Source organism: Streptomyces sp. NPDC003300 (genome assembly GCF_040610915.1).
GTDB lineage: Bacteria > Actinomycetota > Actinomycetes > Streptomycetales > Streptomycetaceae > Actinacidiphila.
In genome coordinates this window covers 66,239-82,210 of the sequence record NZ_JBEXNE010000029.1, presented here as the reverse complement: position 1 = coordinate 82,210, position 15,972 = coordinate 66,239, and the positions used below count along the sequence as shown (strand labels likewise).

At 71.6% G+C, this 15,972-nt stretch carries 13 protein-coding genes and 2 tRNA genes; 10 read left to right on the top strand and 5 right to left on the bottom strand.

The genetic code is table 11. The features are described 5' to 3' along the window. Positions 1-118: 118 nt before the first annotated feature. Both ABZX65_RS31000 and ABZX65_RS30995 read right to left on the bottom strand, forming a co-directional pair. Complete coding sequence (locus ABZX65_RS31000; protein WP_355347398.1) at positions 119-658, bottom strand: NUDIX hydrolase; 540 nt, start codon at positions 656-658, stop codon at positions 119-121. Continuing rightward, a complete protein-coding gene (locus ABZX65_RS30995) occupies positions 655-2,097 on the bottom strand; it encodes a zinc-dependent metalloprotease (RefSeq protein WP_355347395.1) in 1,443 nt (480 codons plus the stop codon). Before ABZX65_RS30995 ends, ABZX65_RS31000 begins: the two co-directional genes overlap by 4 nt. Before the next feature lie 167 nt (positions 2,098-2,264). Here ABZX65_RS30995 and ABZX65_RS30990 point away from each other — a divergent pair, with 167 nt between their 5' ends. The 4 genes from ABZX65_RS30990 to ABZX65_RS30975 all read left to right on the top strand — a co-directional run bounded on the left by ABZX65_RS30990 (position 2,265) and on the right by ABZX65_RS30975 (position 5,464). Further along, complete coding sequence (locus ABZX65_RS30990; protein ID WP_355347392.1) at positions 2,265-3,368, top strand: SDR family oxidoreductase; 1,104 nt, start codon at positions 2,265-2,267, stop codon at positions 3,366-3,368. A gap of 87 nt (positions 3,369-3,455) precedes the next feature. Further along, a complete protein-coding gene (locus tag ABZX65_RS30985) occupies positions 3,456-3,935 on the top strand; it encodes a molybdenum cofactor biosynthesis protein MoaE (RefSeq protein WP_355347389.1) in 480 nt (159 codons plus the stop codon). 126 nt (positions 3,936-4,061) lie between these two features. Further along, positions 4,062-4,241, top strand: a complete 180-nt coding sequence (locus tag ABZX65_RS30980; protein ID WP_355347386.1) for a hypothetical protein — start codon at positions 4,062-4,064, stop codon at positions 4,239-4,241. Positions 4,242-4,390: 149 nt separating this feature from the next. After that, on the top strand, positions 4,391-5,464 hold the full coding sequence (locus tag ABZX65_RS30975; protein WP_355347383.1) for a S16 family serine protease: 1,074 nt from the start codon (positions 4,391-4,393) through the stop codon (positions 5,462-5,464). 72 nt (positions 5,465-5,536) lie between these two features. Here ABZX65_RS30975 and ABZX65_RS30970 read toward each other — a convergent pair whose 3' ends face one another. Beyond that, positions 5,537-6,094: a PPA1309 family protein gene (locus ABZX65_RS30970; protein WP_355347380.1), complete on the bottom strand. Its 558-nt coding sequence runs from the start codon at positions 6,092-6,094 to the stop codon at positions 5,537-5,539. Positions 6,095-6,226: 132 nt separating this feature from the next. Between ABZX65_RS30970 and ABZX65_RS30965 the strand changes: the two genes are divergently transcribed. The 5 genes from ABZX65_RS30965 to ABZX65_RS30945 all read left to right on the top strand — a co-directional run bounded on the left by ABZX65_RS30965 (position 6,227) and on the right by ABZX65_RS30945 (position 13,320). Beyond that, positions 6,227-9,118, top strand: coding sequence for a UPF0182 family protein (locus tag ABZX65_RS30965; RefSeq protein WP_355347431.1), 2,892 nt, complete (start codon positions 6,227-6,229; stop codon positions 9,116-9,118). Between the two features lie 82 nt (positions 9,119-9,200). Next, positions 9,201-9,274, top strand: a tRNA-Met gene (locus ABZX65_RS30960). Between the two features lie 249 nt (positions 9,275-9,523). Continuing rightward, on the top strand, positions 9,524-11,467 hold the full coding sequence (locus ABZX65_RS30955; RefSeq protein ID WP_355347377.1) for a tetratricopeptide repeat protein: 1,944 nt from the start codon (positions 9,524-9,526) through the stop codon (positions 11,465-11,467). Between the two features lie 175 nt (positions 11,468-11,642). Next, positions 11,643-11,716, top strand: a tRNA-Met gene (locus ABZX65_RS30950). Positions 11,717-11,991: 275 nt separating this feature from the next. Beyond that, entirely contained in the window at positions 11,992-13,320 is a 1,329-nt protein-coding gene (locus ABZX65_RS30945; protein WP_355347374.1) for a HEAT repeat domain-containing protein, read from the top strand. Here the strand turns inward: ABZX65_RS30945 and ABZX65_RS30940 are convergent. Further along, on the bottom strand, positions 13,286-13,696 hold the full coding sequence (locus ABZX65_RS30940) for a Fur family transcriptional regulator (RefSeq protein WP_355347371.1): 411 nt from the start codon (positions 13,694-13,696) through the stop codon (positions 13,286-13,288). The genes ABZX65_RS30945 and ABZX65_RS30940 overlap by 35 nt on opposite strands. A gap of 187 nt (positions 13,697-13,883) precedes the next feature. Between ABZX65_RS30940 and ABZX65_RS30935 the strand changes: the two genes are divergently transcribed. Then, the gene (locus ABZX65_RS30935; protein WP_355347428.1) at positions 13,884-15,335 is read left to right on the top strand and encodes a catalase; all 1,452 of its coding nucleotides are present in this window, start codon (positions 13,884-13,886) and stop codon (positions 15,333-15,335) included. Positions 15,336-15,466: 131 nt separating this feature from the next. Here the strand turns inward: ABZX65_RS30935 and ABZX65_RS30930 are convergent, their stop codons facing one another. Then, entirely contained in the window at positions 15,467-15,916 is a 450-nt protein-coding gene (locus tag ABZX65_RS30930) for a CBS domain-containing protein (RefSeq protein ID WP_355347368.1), read from the bottom strand. Positions 15,917-15,972 lie beyond the last annotated feature (56 nt).

Below are 15,972 nucleotides of genomic sequence, written 5' to 3'. Positions count from 1 at the left end.
GTCGAGGTCCGCCTAGCATTCGCGATTGTTGTGGTGGTGGGTGCTGCTGGTGTTGGCGCCGGGCAGCTCGGCCGCCGGTCCGGTGGCCCCCTTCCCGCCCACCTCTTTCCGGCCAGTGTCAGGCGCTCCGCGTCAGCGCGCGTATCCGGCCCAGCAGCGCCTGTACGGAGCTGTCGGCGACCGCCGCGACCTCGTCGTAGCCGAACCAGCGCAGATCCAGCGACTCGTCGCTGATCGCCTCGACGGCGCCCTCGGGGGCGACGACCGCGTACTGCACGTCCAGATGCCACGCGCAGGGCGTACGGTGCCGGTCCAGAGCCACCGGCTCGGGCCGCAGCAGGCCGAGACCGGCGATCCCGGACTCCTCCGCGCTCTCCCGCAGCGCCGCCCCGGCCAGGGTGGTGTCCTGCGGCTCGCAGTGGCCGCCGGTCTGGAGCCACAGGCGCAGCTTGGCGTGCAGCGTCAGCAGGGCGCGCTCGCGCGGCGGGTCGACCACCAGCGCGCTCGCCGTGATGTGCCCGTCGGCGCACGCCTTCCACATGCCGTCGGGATACGCCGCCAGGTGCGCCAGATACTCCTCGCGCAGCCGCTCCTGCCCCTCGTCGGGCGCACTCCACCGCTCCAGGACGCCGACCGCGTCCGCGTGCAGAAGGCTCACTTGCCGGAGTCGCCGTCCTCGTCGGGGTTCTCGCCCTTGTCGGCCGCGTCGCCGGGCGCCTCGGGCTTGCGGTCGCCGCCGCTCGCGGCCTCGCCGAGCATCTTGTCCAGCTCGGAGAAGTCGACGCCCTCGCTGTGCACGAAGCCGTCCGGGTCGTCCAGGTCGGCGGCGGTCGGCAGCATGTCGGGGTGCGCCCACAGGCCGTCGCGGCCGTCGACACCGCGGGCGTCGGTCAGCGAGGCCCACAGCCGGGAGGCGTCCCGCAGCCTGCGGGGCCGCAGCTCAAGACCGATCAGGGTGGCGAAGGTCTGCTCGGCGGGACCGCCGGTGGCGCGGCGGCGGCGCAGCGTCTCGCGCAGCGCGCCCGCGGACGGCAGGTGCGGGGCGGCGGCCTCGTGCACGACCGCGTCCACCCAGCCCTCGACGAGCGCGAGGGCCGTCTCCAGCCGTGCCAGCGCCGCCTTCTGCGCCGGGGTGTCCTCGGGCTGGAACATGCCCTGCTGAAGCGCTTCCTGAAGCTGCTCGGGCTGCGAGGGGTCGAGCTGCCCCACCGCCTCCTCCAGCCGCGCGGTGTCGACCTTGATCCCGCGCGCGTAACCCTCCACGGCGCCGAACAGATGCGCGCGCAGCCACGGCACGTGCGCGAAGAGCCGCTGGTGGGCGCTCTCGCGCAGCGCCAGGTAGAGCCGCACCTCCTCCTGCGGGACGCCCAGGCCCTCGCCGAAGGCGGTCACATTCGCGGGGAGCAGCGCGGCCTTGCCCGCCGGGCCCAGGGGAAGGCCGACATCGGTGGAGCCGACGACCTCACCGGCCAGGGTGCCGAGCGCCTGCCCGATCTGGGAGCCGAACATCGCGCCGCCCATCGAGCGCATCATCCCGATCAGCGGGCCGGACATGGCCTGCATCTCCTCGGGCAGCACATCGCCCATCGCCCCGGCGACGCGCTCGGCGACCGGGTCGACCAGTTCCTTCCACACCGGAAGCGTCGCCTCGACCCACTCCGCGCGGCTCCAGGCCACCGCTGAGCCGGACCCGGACGGCAGCGAGGTGGCGCTGTCCAGCCACAGATCCGCCAGCCGTACGGCCTCCTCGACCCACGAGCGGTCGGCGCGGCCGACGGTCGCGTCCTTGACGCCGTCCTGGGTGCCCTGGGCGACCGTCTGGCGGGCGATGTCCTTGGCCATGTCCCAGTTCACCGGGCCGCCGTCGTAGGACAGCATCTGGCCGAGCTGCTGGAAGGCGGCCCCCAGGTCGTTGGGGTTGAGCGAGCCGAACATCGCCGCGAACGGGTTGTCGCCGGCGGCGCCGCCGCCGACGCCACCGAAGCCGAACGGGTTCGGCGCTCCGCCCTGGCCCCCTTCGCCCTTGTTCTTCCGGCCGTCGTCCCCGTCCTCGGGCTCCTCGGGAGGGACGCCGAATCCGAATGGGTTGTCACTCACGGGATTCCTCGGCTCTGTGTTGTGATGGGCTGGGGTTGTGTCGGGCTCGGTGTACGGGCAGTACCTCCAGCCTAGACACGTGTCAGGCAGGATGGCTGCGTACCGACGTCACGCCGATGGCGTGCGCCAGCCGCACCCGTACTTGAAACAACCGTGGGAGACACCCGGTGAGTTCCCCAGAAGGACACGTTCGCCCAGAGCGGAGCGCGGGCAGGGCCGCGTCCGGACCGGTGGTCGCGATCACCGGCGCCGCGTCCGGCGTGGGCCGCCAGCTGGCGCTCAGGCTCGTGGAATCCGACCAGGTCAAGAAGGTCGTGGCGATCGACGAACGGCGCGGTGACGTGCCCGGTGCGACCTGGCGGGTGCTCGACGTGCGGGACCCGGTCATCGCCGACAAATTGCGCGGCGCGGACGTCGTCGTCCACCTCGCGCTCGACCTGGACCTGGAATCCGACGCCAAGGCGCGGTCCGCGTTCAATGTGCGCGGTACGCAGACCGTACTGACCGCCGCCGCTGCCGCGGGCGTGCACCGTGTGGTGCTGTGCACCTCGGCGATGGTCTACGGCGCCCAGGCCGACAACGACGTGCCGCTCGCCGAGGACGCCCCGCTGCGGGCCACCTCGGAGGCCAGCTTCGTGGACGACCTGCTGGAGATCGAACGGCTCGGCCGCCGTGCCCCGCGCGCCCACCCCGGCCTCAATGTGACGGTTCTGCGCCCGGCCGTCCTGGTCGGCGGCACGGACACCGCGCTGACCCGCTACTTCGAGTCGCCGCGGCTGCTGGTGGTGGCGGGCAGCAGGCCGTGCTGGCAGTTCTGCCACGTCGAGGACCTGGTGTCGGCGCTGGAGTACGCCGTCCTGGAGAAGGTCGACGGCGAGATGGCGGTGGGCTGCGACGGCTGGCTGGAGCAGGAGGAGATCGAGGAGCTGACCGGAATCCGGCGCATGGAGCTGCCCGCGGCCATCGCCTTCGGCGCCGCCGCCCGGCTGCACCGCCTCGGCCTGACCCCGTCGCCCGCGGGGGACCTCGCGTACACGATGCACCCGTGGGTGGTCAGCGGCAGCCGCCTGCACGAGGCGGGCTGGCGCCCGCAGTGGTCCAACGAGGAGGTGCTGGCCGAGCTGCTCGCCGAGGTCGAGGGCCGCAATTCGCTCGCGGGCCGCAGGCTCGGCCGCAAGGACGCCACGACGCTGGGCGCGGCGGGCGCCACGGTCGCGCTGGTCGGTACGGCGGCGCTGGTGCGCAGGGCCCGCAAGCGGCGCGGCCTCTAGATCCGATAGATCCGAAGGCGTGTCCGTCGCCCCGCGGCGGTGGAAGCCGCTTTCCGTATCGCGGGCATATGAGGCAGCATGTGCCGCATGGCATCCACGCACGGCGAACACGCCGCCCCCGCCGACCGCGCCCGGGCCGCCGACGGTCCGATCCGGCTGCTCGCGATCCGCGACACCCCGCTGTCGCTGGACGAGGTCTTCGCCTCGGTCGGCGACGACGCGGCCGGCGGCACGGCGCTGTTCGTCGGGACGGTACGCGACCACGACGGCGGTTCGGCCGCCGAGGTCACCGGTCTGGCGTACTCGGCGCACCCCAGCGCGGAGGCCGAACTGCGCGGGATCGCCGAGAAGATCGCCGCCGACTACCCGGTACGCGCGCTGGCCGCCGTCCACCGGGTGGGTGAACTGCGGGTCGGCGACATCGCGGTGATCGTCGCCGTCTCCTGCCCGCACCGCGGCGAGGCGTTCGAGGCCAGCCGCCGCTTCATCGACGACCTCAAGAGCGAGGTCCCGATCTGGAAGCACCAGACGTTCACCGACGGCACCGAGGAATGGGTCGGCGTCTAGGGCCTGTCCGGCGGATCGTGAGCGACGCGCGGGGGCGTAACCCCGTACCCCACCGGGCCGTTGGTGCACAGAGCGGTTAATCTGCTCATACGTCCGTTTTGGTGTACATGGGGTCGGGAGTTCGACGTGGCAGCACTCGCTTGGTTGCTCATTCCGCTGGTCGCCGCGGTGTTCGCCGCGGTCTGGGCACGCTGGGCGTCGCACACCCGCACCACCGGGGACGGCGCGTCGCTCGCCGGGTACGAGCGGTTCCGGCAGGCCATGCAGGCCGAGTCGGCGGAGAAGCCGGACACCGAGACGGTCTGAGGACCGGGCACCGGGACGGTCTGAGGACCGGGCACCGGGACGGTCTGAGGACCGGGCACCGGGACGGCAGAACAGGCGCCGCACGGCCGCGTACCCGTCCGGACTCACCCCGCGGGCCGGTTGTCCGGCGGTTCCCGTAGGGTCGTGCCATGCCACGCCGCACCGCGACGCTGCTCGCCTCGACACTGACGCTGATAGCGCTGCTGTGCATCGCGCTGCTGGCTCCCGCACCGTACTCGGAGATGTCGCCGGGACCGACGGTGAACACGCTCGGGAGCTACGACGGCGAAATGGTCATCCAGATCGGCGGCCACAAGACGTACGCGACGTCGGGTCACCTCAACATGACCACCGTGCGGGTCACCGGCGCCGACTACTCCATGAACCTGGTGGAGTCCCTGCTCGGCTGGGCGCGGCGGGACGACAAGGTCGTGGAGCACGACACGCTGTACCCGAAGGGGCAGACGGCCCAGGAGGCCGACCAGCAGAACGCCGAGGAGTTCAGCCAGTCACAGGACAGCGCCAAGTACGCGGCGCTGACCTCGCTGAAGATCCCCGTGCCCTCACGGGTGATCGTGGCGGCCGTCGTCAGCGGCGGGGCGTCCGAGGGCGAACTGCACGCGGGCGATGTGATCAAGGCCGTCGACGGCACCGCGATCACCAAGGCCGACCAGGTCGCGGGCCTGGTCACCAAGCACAAGCCGGGCGAGAAGGTGGTCTTCACGATCATCCCGGCCGCCGACGCGAAGAAGAAGCTGGACACCACGCGGAAGGTGACCATCACCACCCGCGCCTCGGACGACGGCGGCCCGTCGCGCGCCGTGGTCGGCATCCAGGCGGGCGTCGAGCACCTGTACCCGTTCACCATCGACATCAAGCTCGCCGACGTCGGCGGACCCAGCGCGGGCATGATGTTCGCGCTCGGCATCATCGACAAGCTGACGCCCGACGACCTGACCGGCGGCAAATTCGTCGCGGGCACCGGCACGATCGACGACAACGGCAAGGTCGGACCGATCGGCGGCATCAGCCTGAAGACGATCGGCGCGCGCGACAAGGGCGCGCAGTTCTTCCTCACCCCGGCCGACAACTGCGAAGAGGCCGCCAAGAGCATCCCCTCGGGCCTCACCCTGGTGAAGGTGAAGACCCTCGACGACGCCTTGGCGGCGCTGAAGGACATCAAGTCGGGCAACGACGCGGCGCTGCCGAGCTGCAAGAGCTGAGACCGGCTCAGTCCCGGTCCGCTCAGACCCGGTCAGCTCAGGTCGGTTCAGCCCGGCGGCGCCACCGGGCGCTCAGACCTCGAAGGTCGCCGACAGCGCCTCTGCCAGACCCGGCACCAGATCGGAACCGGTCAGCACCTCGGTCGGCGTGTCCTTGGCCCGCAGCCGTACGGCCGACTCCCGCGCGCCGTCCCGCAGCACCGCGACCGTCATCCGCACCTCCTGGCGCTGCGGGTGCGCCGCCACCCACGTGGCCAGCGAGGCGTCGTCCAGGCCCTCGGGAATGGCCGCCTCGGCGGCGGGCGGCAGCATCAGCCGCTCCACGGTCAGCGCGCAGCCCGCGATCACCTCGGGCCACGCGATCGTCGCCAGGAACTCGTCGAGCGCCGTGCCGGACGGCAGCTCGTCCTGCTCGATCGGGGTCAGCGACCCCGTCTCGTTCGTCTCGGTCAGGCCGAGTTGATCGGCGAGGCCGGGTTCCTGCGTACGGAGCTGCGCGGTGTCGACAAGGGCGAACAGCCGTGCGGGCCGGTCCCAGCCGAGGCCGGACGCGTACTCGTCGATTTCCAGTACGGCACGGGTCAGCGGGCTCGCCGCGAGCGGTGCACCATCGGTCGCATTGTTGGACATGGTCAGTATCCTGCCTCTTCCCTTGCCGGAATCGGGAACCGGCCAAAGCGTAGGTAAGTTGCACCAGTGGGAGTCCGACCCGGGACACCCCAGAAATACGGACAATTCGAGGTGCGCACCTTGGTATTCGAGATGCCGGACCGCGGCGGAGGATCGTCGGGGCCACGGATCAGAGTCGGCCGCCCATCCCGGCGGACCCGGACGTTGCTCATCACGATCGGCGTGCTCGCCGGTCTGATGATCGCGTTCGTGATCTTCGCGGGATTCTGGACCGACTGGCTCTGGTACCGATCGGTTCACTACTCGTCGGTCTTCACCACCACGCTCTGGACCAAGGTCGGTCTGTTCTTCGTCTTCGGCCTGCTGATGGCCGGAGCGGTCGGCGTGAACATCTATCTGGCACACCGGCTCCGCCCGCCGCTCAGCGCGATGTCGCTGGAGCAGCAGAGCCTCGACCGCTACCGGATGGGTCTCGCGCCGTACAAGAAGTGGGTGCTCCTCGGGGTCTGCGCGGTGGTCGGGCTCATCGCCGGCGGATCGGCCTCGGGGCAGTGGCGGCTGTGGCTGCTGTGGACGAACGCCACGAAGTTCAACGTCAAGGACCCGCAGTTCCACAAGGACGTGTCCTTCTACGCCTTCGACCTGCCCTGGTACCGCTTCCTGCTGAGCTTCGGCTTCGCGGCCGTGGTGCTCTCGCTGGTCGCCGCCGCCCTGGTGCACTACCTGTACGGCGGGCTGCGGATCACCTCGCCCGGCGGCCGGGCCACGGCCGCCGCCACCGGGCATCTGTCGGTCCTGCTGGGCATCTTCATCTCGCTCAAGGCGGTCGCCTACTGGCTGGACCGCTACGGCCTCGCGGTGAAGTCCAGCGGCTTCAAGGCCACCGACAACTGGACCGGTCTGCGGTACGTGGACGCGAACGCGTATCTGCCCGCCAAAACGATCCTGTTCTGCATCGCGGTGATCTGCGCGCTGCTGTTCTTCGCGACGCTCTGGCGCCGCACCTGGTCGCTGCCGATGATCGGCTTCGGCCTGATGGTGCTCTCGGCGATCCTGATCGGCGGCCTCTACCCGGCCATCGTGCAGAAGTTCCAGGTGCAGCCGAACGAGGCGGCCAAGGAAGCGCCGTACATCCAGAAGAACATCGATGCCACGCGGGCCGCGTACGGCATCAAGGACAGCCAGGTGAAGCCGTACAGCGGCACCAGCGAGTCCAGTACGGAAAAGCTGCGGGCCGACGCGGACACCACGGCGAGCGTGCGCGTGCTGGACCCGAACGTGGTCTCGCCCACGTACCAGCAGTTGCAGCAGACGCGCGGCTACTACGCCTTCCCCTCCACGCTCGACGTCGACCGCTACAGCGACGCCAAGGGCAAGGAGCAGGACACGGTCGTCGGCCTGCGCGAGCTGAACATCAACGGCATCCCCGAGAACAACTGGATCAACGACCACTTCAAGTACACCCACGGCTACGGCATCGTCGCCGCCAAGGGCACCGACGTGTCCAGCGACGGCTCACCGGCCTTCACCGAGAAGGACCTGCCGACCACCGGCCAGCTCGGCACGTACGAGCAGCGGGTCTACTACGGCGAGCGGACGACGCAGTACTCGATCGTCGGCGGTCCGACCCAGGAGATCGACTACACCGACGCGGGCGGCGAGAAGCCGTTCACGTACACCGGCAAGAGCGGCGTGGACCTGTCCAACCCGCTGACGCGGGCGGCGTACGCGGTGCAGTTCGGCGAGCCGCAGATCCTGTACTCGGGGGCGATCGGCAAGGGCTCGAAGATCCTCTACAACCGCACTCCCAAGGAGCGGGTGGAGTCGGTCGCGCCCTGGCTGACCATCGACGGCGACCCGTACCCGGCCGTGGTCAACGGCCAGGTGGAGTGGATCGTCGACGCGTACACCACCACCAACGGCTATCCGTACGCGTCGCGCACCACGCTCGGCGACACCACGACCGACTCGCTCACCGACGACCAGCGGTCCGTCATCGCGCAGCAGAATCAGGTCAACTACATCCGCAACTCGGTCAAGGCGACCGTGAACGCGTACACCGGTGAGGTCACGCTCTACCAGTGGGACACCCAGGACCCGGTGCTCAAGACGTGGATGAAGGCGTTCCCGCACACGGTGCAGCCGAAGGACAAGATCAGCGCCGAGCTGATGGACCACCTGCGCTACCCGCAGGACCTGTTCAAGGTGCAGCGGCAACTGCTCACCAAGTACCACGTCACCAAGGCGTCCACCTTCTACACCGGCAGTGAGGTGTGGGAGGTCCCGGACGACCCGGCCGCCCAGACGGGCAAGGCGGTGCCGCCGTACTACCTGAGTCTGAAGATGCCCGACCAGTCGGAGCAGGCGTTCTCGCTGACGTCCACCTTCACGCCGAACGACCGCTCCAACCTGAGCGCGTTCATGGCGGTGAACGCCGACGCGTCCAGCAAGGACTACGGCACGATCAGAGTGCTGCAACTGCCGCCGAACACCACGGTCGACGGGCCCAAACAGGTGCAGGCCAAGCTCAACTCCGACAACAAGGTCGCGCCGCAGATCAACCAGCTCAAACGGGCGGGCGCGGACACCACCGTGGAGTACGGCAATCTGCTCACCGTGCCGATGGACGGCGGGCTGATGTACGTGGAGCCGGTGTACGTACGCGGCGCGGGCAACAACTACCCGCTGATGAAGAGCGTGGTGGTGCTCTTCGGCGACCGGATCGGCTTCCAGCCCACGTTGAAGGCCGCGCTGGACGAGGTGTTCGGCCCCGACGGCGAGTCGACGACGAAGCCGCCGCCGGACGACACCACGCAGCCGCCGACGACGACCAGCCCGCCGACCACCAGCCCACCGGGCGACGCGACGCTGGAGCAGGCCCTGACGGACGCTCAGAAGGCGTACGACGACGGTCAGGCGGCGCTGAAGAAGGGCGACTGGCAGGCGTACGGCGAGGCGCAGAAGAAGCTCTCCGAGGCGCTGAAGCAGGCGCGGGAGGCGGAGAAGGCGGCCAAGGGGACATAGGACGGGGCCGATCGACCTGATGGGTCGACAAGCGGGCTGATCGGGTGACACTCCGCGTCGTGGTACGGTGAGGACACAACGACGCGGGGTGGAGCAGCTCGGTAGCTCGCTGGGCTCATAACCCAGAGGTCGCAGGTTCAAATCCTGTCCCCGCTACTGTACGAAGAGGGCCAAAGTCAACTGACTTTGGCCCTCTTCACTTATATGGGGGATGTTCGGTGAACGGGGTTTCGCAAGCCGCCTTGTCGGGAAGTCGACAAACCGCTGAAGTGACCAATCGGGTTGCGGTATACCAGGTGTACGGCGGTAGTGGACGGTGCGACGATGGACCTCATGGGGGATGGTGCAAGACTGCTGAACACTCGTCAGATCCACGAACGGCGTGGTTCTACGGGCGATGTCGACATGTCGACCGAAGGGTTGGCCCAGGAGTCGGCTTCGACGCCCGTGACCGCGTCCGCGACCGTGCCCGTCACCGCGACCGCGCTGCTGCCCGCACCGCGCCCGTCGGCTGAGCAGCCCGCGTCCGCCGAACTCACCGCGTCCACCGGGACGGTGGCCACCCGGTCCCTGGGGCCCGTCGCGGCCCCGGCCCCGGCCGCCGGGCTCAACGACCTGCCCGGGCTTCCCGAACCGACCGACGAGGACGGACTCGCACTCCGCGAGGAGGCCGAGATCGAGGCGCGCCACCGGCACGCCGCCGACCTCGGCGACCCGTACGCCATGAGCGCGCTCGGCACGCTGCTGCTGCGCCGCGGCGACCTCGACGGCGCGGAGCCGTACCTGCGCGCCGCCGTCACGCACGGGGACCGCGCCGCCGCCAACAACCTGGCCCTGCTGCTGCACCAGCGCGGTTACGCCGACGAGGCGGCCGACTGGTGGCGGACCGCCGCCGTGGCGGGCTCCGCGCCCGCCGCGCACGCGCTGGGCCGGCACTACCGGGAGCGCGGCGACGAGCCCGCGGCCGAGTACTGGCTGCGGCAGGCCGCCGAGTCCGGCCACACGCTGGGCGCGTACGCGCTGGCCGACCTGCTCGACCACCGGCGCGAGAGCGGCGCCGAGCGCTGGTTCCGCGCCGCGGCCGAGCACGGCCACCGCGAGGCCGCGTACCGCCTCGCCCGGATATGCGCCGCGCGCGGCCAGAACCACGAGGCCGAGCAGTGGTACCGGCAGGCCGCCGCGCGCCGCCACCGGCGGGCCGCGCTGCGCCTGGGCACGCTCCTGGAGGAGCGCGGCGAGCAGGCGGAGGCGGGCCGCTGGTATCTGACGGCCGCCAGGGACGGCGAGGCGCGGGCCGCCTGCGCGCTGGCGTTCCTGCTGCGCGACGCGGGCGACATCGACCAGGCCGCCACCTGGTGGCGGCGCGCCGCCCAGGCGGGCGACGGCCAGGCCGCCAACGCGCTCGGCGCGCTGCACGCCCAGGAGGGCGAGACGCAGACCGCCGAGCGCTGGTACCGCACGGCCCTGGACGCGGGCGACATCAACGGCGCCTACAACCTCGGCCTGCTCTGCGCGGGCCAGAGCCGCAACGCGCAGGCCGAGCAGTGGTACCGCAAGGCCGCGTACGCCGGGCACCGCGAGGCCGCCAACGCGCTGGCGGTGCTGCTGCTCCAGCGCGGCGACGCGATGGGCGCCGAGCCGTGGTTCTCCAAGGCCGCGGAGGCGGGCAGCATCGACGCCGCCTTCAACCTCGGCATCCTGCACGCCGGGCGCGAGGAGGCCGACACCGCGCGCGCCTGGTACGAGCGGGCCGCCGCCGCCGGACACGCCGAGGCCGCCCTCCAGGTGGCCATCGCGCTCCAGCGCGACGGCGACCACCACGCCGCCGAGCGGCACCTGCGGTGCGCCGCGGGCGGCGGCAGCCCGGAGGCCGCCTTCCGGCTCGGCGCGCTCCTGGAGCGCAGGCAGCGCGAGCGGGACGAGGGCGACGCGGGCGCGGAGGCCACGGGCAGCGTCGAGGCCGAGGAGTGGTACGAGCGGGCCGCCCGGCAGGGGCACCGCCGCGCCCAGGTACGGCTCGGCATGTGCGCCGCCAAGCGCGGGGACGTGGTGGACGCGGCGCACTGGTACCGGCAGGCCGCCGAGGCCGGTTCCCGCAACGGGGCCTTCAACCTCGGGCTGCTGCTGGCCCGCGAGGGCGCCGAGCCCGAGGCCGCCATGTGGTGGACGCGGGCCGCGGACGCCGGGCACGGCCGCGCCGCCCTGCGGATGGCGCTGCTCTCCGCCCGGCGCGGCGAGCTGGCCGAGGCGCAGCACTGGTGCTCCCGCGCGGTCACCTACGGGCCCGCCGAGGTCGCCGAGCGCGCGGCCCGGCTGACCGCCGCGGTCAAGCACGAGCTGACCGCGTGAGCCGACGGTCGTCAGCGGCGGTTGACCAGGTCATCCGTACGGTTCCTGACCGTTTCCGGCTGAGGGGCGCCCCGCGCGGGGCACCCCTCAGCCGGAATGGCCACCCGCTGCGACGGCCGCCCGCCTATGGATTTGCGCTGGTCAGGAACGCTGGTCTACAGTGAGGGCACAACGACGCGGGGTGGAGCAGCTCGGTAGCTCGCTGGGCTCATAACCCAGAGGTCGCAGGTTCAAATCCTGTCCCCGCTACGGAAAGAGAAGGCCCGGAAGCCATTGGCTTCCGGGCCTTCTTCCTGTGCGACACCGGTCGTCGGCCGGGCTGCGGGGCCGGTTCGCTGGGCGCTGCGCGCGCGGCGGCACCGCGCGCTTTCTCTTAGTCTCCTTGTGCGGGCTTCTTATTCGGGCAAAGACCCGCCGAACCGTCTTGGGCGCGGCACCTTCGCGCGCGATCCTGGTCGGGTACGACGGGCGAGGAGGCGGGATTGCTGCGCAGGCGGCGAGGGCGATCCGAGGCGGGTGTCACCGTGGTGGACACGGGACGCTGGCAGCGCTGGTGCGAGGCCGCGCTCGGCGGGCGTCGCGAGGACGCGGTGACCTTGCTCGCGGGCCTGCGCGCCGTCGTCGAGGACGGACCGCCGTACGACAGGGCCGCCGCGCTCGCCGCGCTCGGCGACGCTCCCGCGGACCTCCTGCTGCTGCTCGACCGGCACGCCAGGCCCTGGCACGGCGGCGGCGCCCACCGCTGGGCCGCCGGCGGCCACGCCGGTGTCGATCCGCTGCGTCTGCTGCTGGCCTCGCTCGACGAGGACGGCCGGGTGCGGGCCGGGGCCGTCGAGAGCCTGGCCGGGTGCGGCGGGCCGCTGGCCGTGGCCGCGCTCGCCCTGCGGACGGTCGACTGGGTGCCGGAGGTGAGCGAGCGCGCCACCGCCGCCCTGGTGGCCCGCAACGCGCCGGACGAGGTGGCCGCTGCCGTCCGCGTGCTGCTCAGGCTGGGCGGCAGGCGCCGGGCGGGCGGGCTGCTCGCCTCGTACCGCGCGGTGCTGAGCGAGCCTCCGCACCGCCGCGCCGTGCGGGCGCTGGCCGCCGACTCCGACCCGCTGGCCCGCCGCTTCGGCGTCGAACTCGCCCTGGACCTCGGCAGTTACGTCCGCGGCGACCTGCTGCGGACCGCGCTGCACGACCGCGACCAGATCTGCCGCAGGCTCTGCGCACAGCGGCTGCTGGAGCTCGACCCCGACCAGGCGGGCCGGTTGATGTGGGCGCGCGGCGCGGGCGTACGGGAGCTGGCGGTGGCCGCGCTGCCCGGCGACGTGCCCGCCACGCGGCTGGTCGCGCCGCTGGCCGACCGGGCCAGGATGGTACGGGCGCAGGCCCGTTGGCAGTTGTACCGGCGCGGGGAGCCGCCCGCCGACGTCTACCGCAGGCAGCTCCGCAAGGTCGGCAGGACGACCGCGCCCCGGCTCGTCGCGGGACTGGCAGCCGGTCTCGGGGAGTGCGGGGACGCCTCCGACGCGGCGCTGCTGACGCGGCTGCTCGGACCCCGCGAGCGCGATCATGCCGAGAACTGGCCGCCGATGGTGCGCAGGGCCGCCGCCCGCGCGATCGGGCGGCTGGCCAAGCCCGCCGAACTGGTCGGCCTGCTCGGCCCGTTGGCGACCGACCCCGATCCGGGCGTGGCGCGCGAGGTGTTCGAGGCGCTGGCCCGGGTGCCTGCCGATGTCCCGGTGGAGACCCTGTGGGTCGGCAGGACCCGTACGGAACCGGCCGTACGCAGGGCCGCCGAGCGGATCGGCGGCAGGGCCTGCGAGCGGACCGTGCCTACGAGCAGTCCGGGCACAGTCCCCGGTAGGTGACCTCGGCCGCCTGGACCGCGAAGCCGAAGCGTTCGGTCGGGGGGAGGGCCGCGAGCGGGTCGCCGTGCGGGTGGACGTCGCGGATGGTGCCGCAGCGGGAGCAGACCAGGTGCTGGTGCGGCCGGTGCGCGTTGGGGTCGTAGCGCTTGGCGCGGCCGTCGGTGGCGACCTCGATGATCTCGCCGATGCTCACCATCTCGCCCAGCGTGTTGTACACGGTGGCGCGGGAGATCTCCGGCAGCCGTGCGATGGCACGCGCGTGCACCTCGTCGGCGGTGAGATGGACATGGTCGCCGTCGAGGACCTCCGCCACCACGCGCCGCTGGGCGGTCAGCCGCCAGCCGCGTTCGCGCAGTCGTTCCAGCAGGTCGCTCATGCGAGCCAGGGTAACAGCGGGGCAACCTGGATCGAAAGGGTCTGTTCCTGACTCCCATCCTCTATTGGCTCTCTTCTTGACTTAGACATTGTCCAGAGTAGGATCGGCTCCGGCGCGAGCCGATGGGCATGCCGGGGGGCCGGACGATCTGGAGGAGAAGCACGTGACGGTTCAGGAGACGGGTCCGCTGACCACGAGTGCGCTGACCACGGAGGCCGGAGCGCCGGTCGCGGACAACCAGAACAGCGAGACGGCGGGCCTCGGCGGCCCGGTGCTCGTCCAGAGCCAGCACCTGCTGGAGAAGCTCGCGCACTTCAACCGCGAGCGCATCCCGGAGCGGGTCGTGCACGCGCGGGGCGCCGGTGCGTACGGCACCTTCACGCTGACCCGGGACGTCTCGCGCTGGACGCGGGCGAAGTTCCTGTCCGAGGTCGGCAAGCGGACCGAGACGTTCCTGCGCTTCTCCACCGTCGCGGGCAACCTCGGCTCGGCCGACGCCGTCCGCGACCCGCGCGGCTTCGCGCTGAAGTTCTACACCGAGGAGGGCAACTACGACCTCGTCGGCAACAACACCCCGGTGTTCTTCATCAAGGACGCCCTGAAGTTCCCCGACTTCATCCACACCCAGAAGCGCGACCCGTACACCGGCTCCCAGGAGGCGGACAACGTCTGGGACTTCTGGGGGCTCAGCCCGGAGTCGACACACCAGGTGACCTGGCTCTTCGGCGACCGCGGCATCCCGGCCAGCTACCGGCACATGAACGGCTACGGCTCGCACACCTACCAGTGGAACAACGAGGCCGGAGAGGTCTTCTGGGTCAAGTACCACTTCAAGACCGACCAGGGGATCAGGAACCTCGCCACCGGGGAGGCCGTGCGCGTCTCGGGCATGGACCCCGACTCCCACCAGCGCGACCTGCGCGAGGCGATCGAGCGCGGCGCGTTCCCGTCCTGGACCGTGCAGGTGCAGATCATGCCCGCGGCGGACGCGGCCACGTACCGCTTCAACCCGTTCGACCTCACCAAGGTGTGGCCGCACGCGGACTACCCGCCGGTCGAGATCGGCAGGCTGGAGCTGAACCGCAACCCGGAGAACGTCTTCGCCGAGGTCGAGCAGTCGGTCTTCAGCCCCGCGCACTTCGTGCCCGGCATCGGCCCGTCCCCGGACAAGATGCTCCAGGGCCGCCTGTTCGCGTACGGCGACGCGCACCGCTACCGGGTCGGCGTCAACGCCGACCACCTGCCGGTCAACCGTCCGCACGCCACCGAGGCGCGGACGCACAGCAGGGACGGCGCCCTCTACGACGGCCGCCACCAGGGTGCCAAGAACTACGAGCCGAACAGCTTCGGCGGTCCGGCCGAGACCGGCCGCCCGCTGTGGGAGTCCGTCGAGGTGTCCGGCGCGACCCGGTACTCCGCCGCGCCCGCGCACGCCGAGGACGACGACTTCGGGCAGGCGGGCACCTTGTACCGGCTCATGTCCGAGGACGAGAAGACCCGGCTGATCGACAACCTGGCGGGCTTCATCGCCAAGGTCTCCCGCGAGGACGTCGTCGAGCGCGCCGTCGACAACTTCCGCCGCGCGGACCCCGACTACGGCAAGCGATTGGAGGCAGCGGTCCAGGCCCTCCGCACCTGACCCGTCGCTCGCCGTTGGCCGAAGAGGCCGGACGCCAAAGGGCTCCGGCCTCTTCTGCGCGTCCGCGTGCGGAACCGAAGGCGCGTGCGTGCCGTTCCGAAGCCGAGCGTGCCGGCCGTTCCGAAAAGCGGTTACGCGCTGGTCAGGGCGGTCGCGGCCGGTGTCCCGGCCGGTGTCGTGGCCGGTGTCGTGGACGGCGTCGCGGGCCGCTGCGCGGACCAGCAGCGGATGATGTCGCGGACGGAGACCACGCCGACCGGATCGCGGCCCTCAAGGACGACCAGGTGACGGAAACCGCCGTGCAGCATGGCGGCGGCGGCCTCGTCGAGGGTCCACTGCGGGGCGGCGAAGACGACATCGGTCGTGGTGTGGGCGTGGGCGAGTTCGCGGTCGGGGCTGAGACCGTCCCCGATCGCGTCGAGGACGTCGCGCTCGGTGAGGATGCCGAGACCGCAGGTGTCGGTGTCGAGGACTATGGCCGCGCCGACTCGGCGGGCGGACATCAACTGGGCGGCCTGGCGGAGGGTGTGGGCGGGGCCGATGGTGAGTACCACCGTGCTCATCGCGTCGCGGACCAGCATGGGACGGGCACCTCCTTGTGTGAAGCCCTCACACGGGACCGCCGTCCGGCGAGCCG

Bases quoted from the DNA above. Each gene is read 5' to 3' on its own strand.
- ABZX65_RS30975 (WP_355347383.1), top strand. From the start codon at position 4,391: ATGCCACGCCGCACCGCGACGCTGCTCGCCTCGACACTGACGCTGATA.
- ABZX65_RS30965 (WP_355347431.1), top strand. From the start codon at position 6,227: ATGCCGGACCGCGGCGGAGGATCGTCGGGGCCACGGATCAGAGTCGGC.
- ABZX65_RS30985 (WP_355347389.1), top strand. From the start codon at position 3,456: ATGGCATCCACGCACGGCGAACACGCCGCCCCCGCCGACCGCGCCCGG.
- ABZX65_RS30955 (WP_355347377.1), top strand. From the start codon at position 9,524: ATGTCGACCGAAGGGTTGGCCCAGGAGTCGGCTTCGACGCCCGTGACC.
- ABZX65_RS30970 (WP_355347380.1), bottom strand. From the start codon at position 6,094: ATGTCCAACAATGCGACCGATGGTGCACCGCTCGCGGCGAGCCCGCTG.
- ABZX65_RS30930 (WP_355347368.1), bottom strand. From the start codon at position 15,916: ATGCTGGTCCGCGACGCGATGAGCACGGTGGTACTCACCATCGGCCCC.
- ABZX65_RS30940 (WP_355347371.1), bottom strand. From the start codon at position 13,696: ATGAGCGACCTGCTGGAACGACTGCGCGAACGCGGCTGGCGGCTGACC.